We start from the raw sequence: 11,763 nt of genomic DNA on the forward strand, positions 1-11,763 counted from the left end.
CATTCCTTATCATTTATATCTGTTTTGTATGACATTTCTTAGCTTGTTATCAAAATCCATGATTTTAATGGAAATCGTTTTGCCAGACAGCTTCTAAGAAAATACAATGGCATTCCTAAAGGGTTATTTCCATAATTTCTCAAGGGATGTGAAGTCAGATTTAATTATGTAATACCTAAACAACAACCAAGTGACTGAAATATTGGACTCAAATTTAGATTGATCTACTACAGCCCGAAAAATCTAATTGAAATAATTTAGTCAATTGAGAATGTTTTATTGTTGCAAATAGCTCTACAAATATGTTTCTGTAAAGCACTTGATTTGTGAAGTTTTTGTGAATATTATGGAGCAAATCCATATAATGAATATGGTTTTGTACTCATATTACTCATATATATCAAGGTGAAATTCATGAAAGAACTAACGACGACTTATTATATTATTTTGATTATCCTTACAATGTTGTGCATGTTTGATCTAATAGAAGCTAATAGAATAAACCGCCGTGTAAGAGAGTGTCCATCGAGTGAGAAATGCATTGACTGACAAATCATAGTAGGAAGTAGCCTCTTACTATTCACAAAACATACATGTTTAGCTATGACGGATTCAAGTTTGAAGTGCAACTTTTATAAGGTTAACAAGATGCAAGCTGCGATAACATTCTAATTCCTTGAATAATCAAATAAAAGAAGCACTCAGGAAGCACTGGTAGCATCTCACCCGAGAGCAACACTATTAGGTTTATTAGTAAGTGATACAGGTTACGAAAAGCAGGCTTTAAGCAAGGAGAGTAGCGAATGAAGCTGGCGTGAACAAGTTTGTGATCTTGCGCGAACTCAGACGCAATGGAGCACAGCGCGGCTGGCGTCCGAAGCAGGCTCAGGGATTACAAGATAAACGCGTAAGGCAGAAAGCCAAAACCAGGCGATTTGACCGGAAAGATCGGAATAAAGTGGATAAAATGATTCGGCAGGATAGGCGTCCTGAATAGGCATCAGCCCGACTTGAACTGGAAGGCGAATTGTCTATAAGCCATGAAATTACTTATCAGCCTACATTCGCCTACATTCCGCAGCCAATTCAGTCACTATCGGAATAATATTTAACATAGAAATCGCCTAATAATTTTAGTAACTTGCGATGTGGTTCATTCATATTAAGCAGCACTGTCTGTGTTTCGTGAATGGTCAGGATAGGCATGCCCATAAAATACTGAAAGACCCAGCGCGCGGTGGGGTTGGCAACCGGGTGGCCTGATTGATTCGGGAAGGTTTCGCCGGCTTCGGCTAGCGCAGTGCGAATGCGATATTCCTAAGCCGCATAGCCCAGTAAACATAGCGTCATGATCGCGGCTAAGCTCATAAGCCGAGACACCGATTTTAGAAAGAGGATCGAGGCCAAAAATTGCGGATCTTTGAGAAAGCCAAAGCCGCGTTCTACTTTTTGTTGATCCTTGTAGGTGCTCAGCTGTTCTTCGGCTGTGAATCGGGACGTATCGATTTCATTGGTGGTCAGAATAAAGCAGCTTTTCCGTTGCAGTCGCTCCTGATAGACGGAAACGTTTGAGGCGATGGCACCTTCAATTCGAACAATAGTTTAATCAGCGGCCTGGTCCGGCCTGGGGCGCCCGCGCCGCTGGTAACGGGCTTCACTGATCAACTGATGGGCCGTCAGCGTGGTGAGTTTCAGTTGTTTCCTGAAGCGTCGCACGGCCGTTTCGGCATCGGCTTCGCAAGCAAATTCTTGACGAGACAAGGCTTCAAATGCTTTTAATTCTTGCTGACTTTGTTTCAAAAAGGCTGTGTTGACCGTCTTCAAGGCACGTTGCCGAGCCGCTGGTGAATAGATCAGCAGCCATCGTTGCCGGGTATCGGCATAGGTTGTGCACAGTTCGATGTCTGCTATTCATCCGGTTGCGCTGCAAACAAGGGTGCCGTCAAGGCTATTGTCTCATTGGCCAGCATCAGCGTTCCCGGACCCGCGTGATCCAGGTATAGCCATTCATCTGAGCCAAGCTTTCGGCGGTATACAAGGTGCTATCGGCGACAATTGCGCGCAGGCCGACGTCCTGTTGCAACTGAGCTATGTGCTGCTCAATCGTCTATTTAAAGCTGGTTTTATCAGCATGATTACCGCTTAACGATTCCATCAACAGCGGAATCCCCGCTTGTCTTTCTACCATCCATTGCAAAACCGCCTGATTCAAATCCGGTCGATGATCACGGCGATAGCCTTGGGTGATGTGAATCAATTGACTGTCTTCATCAATCGGCAACTGGCTGTTATAGACACCGTCGGCATTAAAGCTGGTCGAATCCAGATGGCCAGTTTGGCATGGCAAGCCCAGCTTTTCGGCACTGTGAACCGCCAGTTGGCGGTAAAAAAACTGCAACCAAACGCATGGATGGCATCCAACGTGCGACCTAGCAGATCATCATTCAATTGGGCCGCGGTTATGCCCTCGTCAATCAGGTGTTCAACCGGTTTTTCCCGAAAAAAATGCGGCGTCAGATACAACACCCGCTGGGTAAAGCCCAGGCCATTTAAAATCATGGCTTTAACCGCCTGTCCATAGGATACGATCTGCTGCTCTTTTTTCGGTATCAGAGCGTCAATCCGTTCGACCAGACCCAATTCATCAATCATTCCCGAAACCAGACCATGATGATGAATGACTCGGCTGTAATAGGCATCTGGTTGGGGCGTGGCCATGGTGCCGGTTTTAATATCAATTACCAGGTTAAATCTCCTAAGAATCAAAGAAAATGAACATGCCAATTAACAACGATCCTGAAATAATTCTGGTTGGGTCAATTTTTTCTGCAGAATGTAGATATCAGTACCTCTATGCAGACAAATTGGTAAAGAGTGATTGTTGGCAATCTATGCGCTGTCAGAAACCGCGACACAAGTGCTATGCAAGCGGGCGGGCGGGAACGGCGTGGGACAATTCATAATCGGGTCAGCGTCGATGACTGACCCCGGAATGTTGACCAGAGCGAGCGTATTGGTGATTAGGGAGGCGATATATGATCGGAAAGCACGCTCATGACGTGGTTAACTAATTACGGATATCCTAGTTAATGTGAGTTTCGACATAAGGATCACGCTACTACAGCTGGAAGAGCTTGAGGGAATCCGATATTAAGCGAGGGTTTCTTCTCGCGCAAGGTGTAATTCCATTTCTAAATCAAAACTGACATTGTCGGCTTTACCTTGCCGTATTATTTATACTGTCTGCGGCTCGCCTTCGCGTCATTTTTGATTTAGAAATGGAATAAGCCACCAGCCCGGCTATCAGATTAACAGAAAAATTAAATGGACTGCGATGGCGGAAGTGCTCGATTTGCGAGATATTCTTTAATGGGACATTGACGGTGTCAATGATCGGGCGTTTACGAACAGGAGCTTGTCAAACAGCGGCAACAGCTTGTTTTTCATGTTCTTGCGTACCTTGGCAACGAGCTGCACGCCTTGCTCTCGAAGTTGCTCAAAGAGTGACTGCGAAAGGTAGTCCTGGTCACCAAAGAGTTTGCCAAATAAGTAGTGCGTCAACTCTGGTAGGGAATTACGGTCATCAACATTGCCCGCTGTTATTTCTACCCCCAGCAATTCTACCTGGTTATTGATGACCAGGTGCAGCTTGAATCCATAAAACCAACCCATGCTGGTCTTTCCCTGGGCAGCAAACTCTGCCATTACTTTATGTGACCCAATACGATGGTTGTGACACACACTGATCTTGGTCGAATCAGTGAAGCTCTGATCCCCTGCAACATCCAAAGCAGCTGGTCAGAAAACAGCACAAAGAAAGGTACCAAGCTACCTTGTAGCAACTCAACAAAGCGGTTGTAGCCGACTCACCCTGGATAATAGGGCCGTTGATACTTCAACACGTAATTCAGGTAATAGTGGTTAAACGTCCGGTAACCGGACAGATGAAATCCCACCATGATGGTCATGACTTCACTTAGACACAGCTCCCCTCGTCGACGATACAGTTTTAGCGATGACTCCGATAAGCGCTGCAGCTCAAACCCTTTACAAAGGTCGTCAATTGCACAAAAAGTCACTACTATAGTATCCATTAGAATCTGATTCCTCTAATGATAAAACTCTTCTTTAAAATCTTTTCATCATAAGGAATTCAGGTTCCTTTTACAGCTTTTCTTATGTCGAACTCACGTTACATTAAATGACTAATGGCTTTAGAGATGCGAATTCTTTAAACTGAAAATCATGGCATTGCATGAAACCAATTATGTTCTGGTCGGCTAAACTCTGTGTACGCATTTACCGGATGAACCACTAAAATCTTCATTGCCAAGACTAAAATTCCTCTCATTATAAACTTACCCTTCTTTTATTTTGCCTCCAATTCGAGCAAAAGAGCAATGCTATCTTCTTCCATAACTCTATGCTCTTGTTAATAAGTTTAGATATCCAATTTGTGACTATTTTTATTTACTTTTGAATAAGAAGTTGAGCAAGAAATGTAGCTCAGAATAGTTCCTGCCAAATTACGAGATTTTTCTCTTGATCAAACAATTTCTTAAAACACTAAACTAGTTACTATTATTAACCTTTATTACATTATAGATTAGTAATAATAATAATTAGAAGTCAATTTCTGTATAGTTATAGGAATGTATTAACTATCAATAATATGACTTAAATTTTCTATCTGTATAAAGTGAGAATTTTAATTGGATAATTTGTGGATAAAATTAAAGATTAATTTCTTTTCCTCGTTTTGCAAAAACTATACAGATTTTATTCACAAAGTTTCAGCATTAACCATCAATAAGAATGAGTTATTATCGTTTTTTTCTATATTTCCCGAGGCAAAAGCAATGGCTTAATGGATGCCATGTTGGCAATACTAATCGGCCAAGTTAATTTTTATGCTGATTAGTAGCTGAGAGCTATTTGAGTAATTGACAGAAACCGAACTTTTATATACTTGCCTGGTAAGAGGTGCAGCCTGCTTGTGCAGCAACGTTAGATTCACCGCCACTTTAACCAATCCAATTAGTTTGTTACGGGTACCATCTCGATCTCTAAATCTCCATATGGCGGAAGACTGTCATAAGGATTGGGAAGCTTGTCATCGGTTACGTACAGATGTCCAACGAGGTTTTTGTCAGTCTCACTGAACGCCTGTTTCATTTGAAGCCGCGTTGCGTTAAATACAATGTGGATAAACCAATCCTTCGGATAATTATTTTGCCATGCTTCGGGTTGAAAATTTATGTAACTTCTTATGTGACCTTCAAATACTACTAAATTATCAGCGACTGGTTTACTTAAATAAATTTCGTCTGGTACCACGCCAGGGTTTCCCGTTACCGAATAATGGCTGCTTTTATTCTTGATGTAGTTATATATTGTCTCGTAGTACCTGATGTCTTCATCTGTGTCGTCTGCAGTCATCTGATCGATATAAAAGCCATCAATCGTATAAAACGCAAGGTAATTATCAATATCGCTTGCAACATCACTCAGCGGACGATCACCATGATTCGTATGTATGTAAGCAATTACCTTTCCTCCAGAGCCACGAACTTGATCAATAGCCGTAACATAGCTAGGGTCAACATTTGATCCAGGCCCGTTGTTCGGGTTAAGAATTACAGTAGTATGTACTATTTGGGCTGCTGCAGCTAAGCTACTCCAGTGATTCGGAGTCTGGGGATCTGATGGATGGAAATATGCTGGAACAAAAAGACTGGCTGCATAAACGAGCGTACTGGATGCTATTGATAAATACATCGTTAAAAGCAAAATAAAGCGTTTTATGCTCATGTCACATATCTCCTGTAAAGAGGGATAGGAAAAATAAAGAAAAAAGTACCCATCCGCTCAAATGAGCGTTTTCTTATTATGTGCCGATGCTAAGGTATAACTAATAGCCTAGCAATAATGCAAATGAATACAGTTTTTATTCGCTATTCCGTTCTTTAGTTCAGGTAGACGTTGAATAGTGTGTGTTTAAGGTGTTCATATACATTATGCCAAAAGATAGCTGTTTTCAACTGCTGCGCAGCTGTTTTTAGCCAAAGCTTAAAGCTGTGCAGAAAATTGCATTAACAACTCTGTTTTTGCCTTCTTGAAATATGCATGCAAATCAGTTAGCGTCAAAGTATAAAGACTTCGTGCCGCGCTTCAGCTAGAAATGCGAACATATCTCCAAATTATTGAAAAATTATTAACGTTGCCGCCGCAGTATTAAAAGCAAGCTCAAAATACTCATTTAAAGGATTGGCATGCAAGAGGCTGAACCAATGTCATTAGCGCCCTGATCGAAAAGGCACTCCTGACCGTAGGCCTGTTCACAGCCAATATTAAAGCCGACATCTTCCATGCATAGGTTACGCAGGATTTTTTGCCCAAACTCCCGCCCGCTTGCGTGAGCGTCATGGACAACGCGACGTTCCACAAACAACAGGATAGTACAGCCGCCTTTTCCAATGCTGGGCACACGCTTGAATACCTGCCGTCTTATTCTCCAGACTTTAATGACATTGAACCAAAATGGGCTCAAGCCAAAACCATCAGAAAAAAAGAAGGATGCTCCGTCAAGCAGCTCTTTACCGCTTATGTACTTTGCATCATTTTTATGGGATCAGCGATATCATCGACTACCTCGAATACGTTCTTCAATCATCGTTAATGAGCTTTCGAGGCGAGGTCTGACTCGCTGCTACGTCACCTGTTTTAAGTTAGCTAGTACTAATGAGTTCTGGCTGCCATCTCAAGCTCCAATCCTCCATATTGCGGAAGACTATCATAAGGATTGGGAAGTCTGTCATCGGTAATGTACAAATTTCCAACGAGGTTTTTTTCAGTCTCACTGAACGCCTGTTTCATTTGGCGTGAGTTTGCGTTATATACAATATGGATAAACCTGTCCTTCTGGTAATTATATTGCCACTCTTCTGGCTGAAAGTGTACGTAACTTTTTATGCTACCTTGAAATACAACTAAATTATCAGCGACTCGTTTGCTTAAATAAATTTCGTCGGGTACTACCCCGGGGTCTCCCGTTACCGAATACTCATTGTTTTTATTTTGATGTAGTTACATATTTGCTCATAATACCCGAGGTTTTCATCGGTTCCATCTGCGGTCATCTGATCGATAAAAACATCATCAATCGCATAGAAGGCTATGTAGTTATCAATTTCGTTAGCAATATTAATCAGCGGGCGATCACCATAATGGGTATATATGTAAGCCATTATCTTTCCTCCAGAATGACGAAATTGGTCAATAGCCGTAGCATAGCTGGGGTCAACGCTTGTTCCAAACCCACTATTTGGATTAAGAATTACGGTGGTAGGTACTGTTTGAGCTGCTACAGCCAAGCCACTCCAATAAGCCGGAGCTGGAGGACTTAATGGATCGAAATAGGCTGGAACAAAAAGATTAGTAGCGTGAGCGAGCGTATCGAATGCCATTGAAAAATAAACTGCGGGAAGCAAAATGAAGTGTTTTATGTTCATGTCGAATATCTCCTATCAAAAAAGCGCACAATAGACTGAGTTTCTACGCTGATCTTCGGCAAAAGAAAGACCGATAGGATAAATCAACACCCCTACGCCCAAATGAGCATATTCTTATGTATGATGGATGCAAGAAATATTGCATTTGCATACACTCTTAGTTCGCTATTTGGTTTTTAGTTCAGGTAGAAGTTAATAAAAAATTATCGAATAGCTATGACATCCGGAAGGGAAACACATAATCATAAACTCCGTAGCTAACCAGCATTTTAGCTAATAAGAAACTTAGAGACTGTTTGTAAACTCCTGGTTTAAGCTAGTCTCTTCAACATAACAGTGGCCATAGCAGTGTAAAGTCAGGTTTCGTCGGTGCTTGTGAGACGTTCGTAGCTTTTACTGAGCCGGTTTGAATGATTCAACCAACTAAAACGTACGTTCGGCTACTCACCGACGGGGAAGCAATACAAATTTCCTGATTTCTTTGGGACGTAGTACTACCGCTAGACAGAATTTAAATGGTTTTTTTCCGGAAATTGCATACGTAGGTTTACGTAGCAAATTGAAGATTGATAGGAAAGCGGAGAAAGATGGATGGAAATAGCCATTATTTTTTAATCCTGAGGTTTTTTCAAAATGTCGACGAGCTTGCTCTATCACGCTTTTGGCATAATTAATTATTTTTATCAAAGCACCTGTTATATTGCGGATGCCATTATAGTTGCAGTAAAAGATGATCGCTGGCGTCCGGGATGCCCCGTTTGCCGGAATCGCAACGTATCCTGTCGAGAAAAGGTAACTCGTCGCTTTCGAACAATACCGGTAGGTCAAGAGACTGTCTATATTGATCTTCCAGTACAGCGGGTAGAATGCATCAGGTGCCACGTCGTACGTCAAGTAAAGGTACGGTTTGCCGATGAACGTAAAGGTTATACTCGTGCGTTTGGAAGATTGGTACTGGAACTCTCCCGGCATATGACTATCCTTGTGCCAGCCCGTTACCTTGGAGTGAGCTGGGATCTGGTCAAGGGAAATCCAAAATCGTAAGCTGCGAGAGCGTTATTGATTGATGAAATATACCAGGGAAGAAACCGGGCCATTTAACTCTTGTTCTAGACCTTCAACGTGATGCCATAATTTTTGTAGACAACGGGAAAGGTGCCGATGCATTGATTCCATTCCGAAAGCGTTTGAAAAGATCGGGAGCAAGGGTTAAGGCGGTTGCGACCGATATTGGGCTCGTCTCCCATTTCCTTGCAGAGTACTTCGTAATCGATGTCTATTCCAATTACGGCGTTGCTCTCGGGTGTATTCCTGCAGTTCTTCTAAGGCAATAACGCGCTCTTTCTCGTTGGTTACAGAGCCTCCACCGGTAAAATCTCGGGCGCTCGCAACAAAATCCTTAAAAACATTGGCATCCAATACCACTTCGCGAGCAACAATACCGCAGGGTTTCGTATTGCGCTTACGATCGCTATTGAGTGTAGTTATCAGTAATTCCATTTTTAAATCAAAACTGACACGAAGGCGAGCCGCAGACAGTATAAATAATACAGCAAGGTGAAGCAGACAAAGTCAGTTTTGATTCAAAAATGGAATAACATGATTTATATCCAAAATATTAAATTCATTCAGCAGTAAATGACAGGGCAACCTAATTTTAAAAGAGAAGCAATTACAAAAAAATTTAGATTTCATCTCGCTATTGCAAGAGGAGAAGAGAAAAATAAACGGGCTTGATGGTTTAATTGCCCTTGCTGAACAACAACCAACCTATCTCTACCGATCATGTGAAAAATAATGCAGATGAAAAACTAGCTTTATGAAATTGGCGTTACCAGGCGTATTACTTCAGCAACGCTAACAAAATCATTCCTTAATTTACAGAACAAGATAAAGGGTAGGACAAAATCTTCGCCTCAATCTACGAAACTGTTGATTTTGTTATCGGTAAATGTAATAAAAAACGACAATTATTAATTCTTCTCGTTGTGGTTAATGCTGAAACTTTGTGAATAAACTCTGTATAGCTTTTGGATAACGAGAAAAAAAGTTAATCTTTTAATTTTATCCACAAATTATCCAATTAAAACTCTCACTTTATACAGATAGAAAATTTTAATCATGTGACTGATATTTAATACATCCCTATAGCTATACAGAAATTGGCTTCTAATTATTATCATTACTAATTTCTAATTTAACAATTATTAATGATAGTAACTAACTTAGAGTCCTAAAAAATTAGTTGATCCTCAAACGAACAAAGCTCCCGCAGGTTATTCATCGCGACAGTACTAATCAAAATTTATAACCATCCAAATACGGCCTTAAACGCTTAGCCAAGGTCGAACAGACCATTTCAGTAATAAACTACTTTCTTAGTTGCTGCTAAACATAAATTCCGAATATATGCACGAATGAGAGTACTACCGGTAATAGGCTGATATTATTTGGTACAGCGCAGTATCACTTGCTTTTACTTTTTACTATAAATCTTCCTAACAAGCGAAAAGTATATTGCGGCTAGGTTAAAATACCGTCTGTACTTTTTTGCCTGCTGCTGATATTTCGCCTGCAAAAAAATAAATTTTTGGTCCCAGACTACTCAGCAATAAACAAAGGAATATTGATATTTATGAAATTTCAGACCGATGATTTACGTATTATCGGCATGCATGAGCTTGCCCCGCCGGTTGAATTGCACCGTGATTATCCCATTACGGAGACAGCGACTGAGACGGTCTACTTAGCGCGGCAAGCCATTCATCGGATTTTGCATGGTGAAGAGGATCGCTTGCTAGTAGTGACAGGTCCTTGCTCCATTCATGATGTAGATGCGGCGTTGGAATATGGTGCTCGCTTGAAACATTTGCGCGAAGTGTTCAAGGATCAACTACATGTCGTTATGCGGGTGTACTTCGAAAAGCCACGGACAACCATCGGCTGGAAAGGATTGATCAATGACCCTGATCTGGATAACAGCTTTCATATCAATAAGGGTTTGCGCATGGCGCGCAAGCTACTGCTGGATTTAAATAATCTCGGAATGCCTGCGGCTACGGAATACCTTGATTTGGTCAGCCCCCAGTATCTGTCAGATTTGATTAGCTGGGCCGCGATTGGCGCACGCACCACCGAGAGCCAGGCGCACCGCGAATTGGCATCCGGTGTATCTTGTCCCATTGGTTTCAAGAATGGCACCTATGGTAATCTAAACATTGCCATTGATGCGATTGGCGCCGCATCTCGTCCGCATCATTTTCTTTCGGTTACTAAAGAGGGGCATACCGCCATTTTTGCTACGAAAGGGAATGAAGATTGCCACATCATCCTGCGGGGAGGACGCAAGACTAACTACGATACCGCCAGTGTAGCTGCGGCCATTGAAGACTTATCCAAAGCCAAGCTGCCACCTTACCTGATGATTGATTTCAGTCATGCTAACAGCCATAAAGACTACCGACGCCAGCCAGAGGTAGGCGTCAATGTGGCGGAGCAGATTGCGAGTGGAAGCGATGCCATCTGTGGCGTGATGATGGAAAGTCATTTAGTCGAAGGTAACCAGAAAGCAGATGGCAAAAAACGTGAAGAATTAGTTTATGGACAAAGCATTACTGATGGTTGCATCAACTTCGAGACAACCGAACAGGTTTTATCTCAATTAGCGGAAGCCGTGGAGAAACGCAGAAAAGTGTTAAAAAAGCCTCATAAGCCAATTGCCGTACCTCATTTCCCAACATAGTAGCTGTTCCCGTGATAGCATGAATCCAGAAGATTGCGCCTTATTCCATTTCTATAGCCTAACCAGTTAAGAATGATTCAGAATGTATAGGATTTGAAAAGCATCTCAACGGTCTGGTTTTGTTGTTTACGCAGTGCTTTGGCCTGTGCCCATTTATGTTCGATGGGATTAAGATCAGGAGAATAAGCGGGTAAGTATTCAAGGGTGTGCCCAGCGTTTTGTATGGCCTCTTGCGTATCCTGCCTCTTATGGAAGGTAGCATTGTCCATCACAACGACCGCATGTGACGGCAATTTAGGCAACAGGTCCTGCATCGCCCATCCATGAAATACATCGGCGCTGATATTGACTGCAAACAGGCTGACGGTTATCAATAGCTTTCCGATCAGGGCGCCAATCGCGTTGATACGACCTTGCGCATGCCAGTCATGCGTGCCATGACATCTCTGGCCAGCGGGTGCATAACCGTGCGTGCGCGGCGCATCCTGTGCAAACCCACTTTCATCAATA

10 protein-coding genes and 3 pseudogenes are annotated in these 11,763 nt (G+C 42.1%); 5 read left to right on the top strand and 8 right to left on the bottom strand.

Annotation, left to right across the window (positions count from 1 at the left end):
- The first annotated feature begins 814 nt into the window (after positions 1 to 814).
- Positions 815 to 997 (top strand): hypothetical protein, encoded by a 183-nt coding sequence (locus tag BM122_RS18840; RefSeq protein ID WP_074907063.1) that lies wholly within the window; start codon positions 815 to 817, stop codon positions 995 to 997.
- Between the two features lie 605 nt (positions 998 to 1,602).
- On the opposite strand, the gene BM122_RS21915 is transcribed toward BM122_RS18840, so the two are convergent.
- The gene (locus BM122_RS21915; protein ID WP_083398603.1) at positions 1,603 to 1,824 is read right to left on the bottom strand and encodes a hypothetical protein; all 222 of its coding nucleotides are present in this window, start codon (positions 1,822 to 1,824) and stop codon (positions 1,603 to 1,605) included.
- 64 nt (positions 1,825 to 1,888) lie between these two features.
- On the opposite strand from BM122_RS21915, the gene BM122_RS21920 reads away from it, so the two are divergent.
- Complete coding sequence (locus BM122_RS21920; protein ID WP_143083540.1) at positions 1,889 to 2,146, top strand: CreA family protein; 258 nt, start codon at positions 1,889 to 1,891, stop codon at positions 2,144 to 2,146.
- Positions 2,147 to 2,253: 107 nt separating this feature from the next.
- Here the strand turns inward: BM122_RS21920 and BM122_RS21925 are convergent, their stop codons facing one another.
- The 4 genes and pseudogenes from BM122_RS21925 to BM122_RS18860 all read right to left on the bottom strand — a co-directional run bounded on the left by BM122_RS21925 (position 2,254) and on the right by BM122_RS18860 (position 5,811).
- Positions 2,254 to 2,784 carry a DUF4277 domain-containing protein gene (locus BM122_RS21925; RefSeq protein ID WP_143083541.1) on the bottom strand — a complete coding sequence of 177 codons (531 nt, stop codon included), beginning with the start codon at positions 2,782 to 2,784 and terminating at the stop codon, positions 2,254 to 2,256.
- Positions 2,785 to 3,217: 433 nt separating this feature from the next.
- Positions 3,218 to 3,741 (bottom strand): annotated as a pseudogene (locus BM122_RS24450) (IS982 family transposase).
- A gap of 125 nt (positions 3,742 to 3,866) precedes the next feature.
- Entirely contained in the window at positions 3,867 to 4,094 is a 228-nt protein-coding gene (locus BM122_RS24455) for a hypothetical protein (RefSeq protein WP_218152159.1), read from the bottom strand.
- A gap of 943 nt (positions 4,095 to 5,037) precedes the next feature.
- Complete coding sequence (locus BM122_RS18860; protein ID WP_074907065.1) at positions 5,038 to 5,811, bottom strand: spherulation-specific family 4 protein; 774 nt, start codon at positions 5,809 to 5,811, stop codon at positions 5,038 to 5,040.
- Positions 5,812 to 6,391: 580 nt separating this feature from the next.
- Between BM122_RS18860 and BM122_RS24460 the strand changes: the two genes are divergently transcribed.
- On the top strand, positions 6,392 to 6,679 hold the full coding sequence (locus BM122_RS24460; protein ID WP_218152160.1) for a transposase: 288 nt from the start codon (positions 6,392 to 6,394) through the stop codon (positions 6,677 to 6,679).
- A 59-nt stretch (positions 6,680 to 6,738) separates the two neighbouring features.
- Here BM122_RS24460 and BM122_RS26340 read toward each other — a convergent pair.
- Positions 6,739 to 7,511: pseudogene (locus BM122_RS26340) on the bottom strand (spherulation-specific family 4 protein).
- A gap of 633 nt (positions 7,512 to 8,144) precedes the next feature.
- Here BM122_RS26340 and BM122_RS18880 point away from each other — a divergent pair.
- Positions 8,145 to 8,555, top strand: a complete 411-nt coding sequence (locus tag BM122_RS18880) for a helix-turn-helix domain-containing protein (protein WP_074907068.1) — start codon at positions 8,145 to 8,147, stop codon at positions 8,553 to 8,555.
- 197 nt (positions 8,556 to 8,752) lie between these two features.
- On the opposite strand, the pseudogene BM122_RS25510 reads toward BM122_RS18880, so the two are convergent.
- A pseudogene (locus tag BM122_RS25510) lies at positions 8,753 to 9,011 on the bottom strand (heavy metal-binding domain-containing protein); the annotation flags it as partial.
- A 1,135-nt stretch (positions 9,012 to 10,146) separates the two neighbouring features.
- On the opposite strand from BM122_RS25510, the gene BM122_RS18890 reads away from it, so the two are divergent.
- Complete coding sequence (locus tag BM122_RS18890) at positions 10,147 to 11,253, top strand: 3-deoxy-7-phosphoheptulonate synthase (RefSeq protein ID WP_074907070.1); 1,107 nt, start codon at positions 10,147 to 10,149, stop codon at positions 11,251 to 11,253.
- A gap of 77 nt (positions 11,254 to 11,330) precedes the next feature.
- Here the strand turns inward: BM122_RS18890 and BM122_RS18895 are convergent.
- Positions 11,331 to 11,763, bottom strand: a 433-nt coding sequence (locus tag BM122_RS18895; protein ID WP_305728202.1) for a transposase, incomplete at its 5' end; no start/stop codon positions are given.

This window comes from Nitrosomonas communis (assembly GCF_900114745.1).
In the GTDB taxonomy this organism is placed as follows: domain Bacteria; phylum Pseudomonadota; class Gammaproteobacteria; order Burkholderiales; family Nitrosomonadaceae; genus Nitrosomonas; species Nitrosomonas communis_A.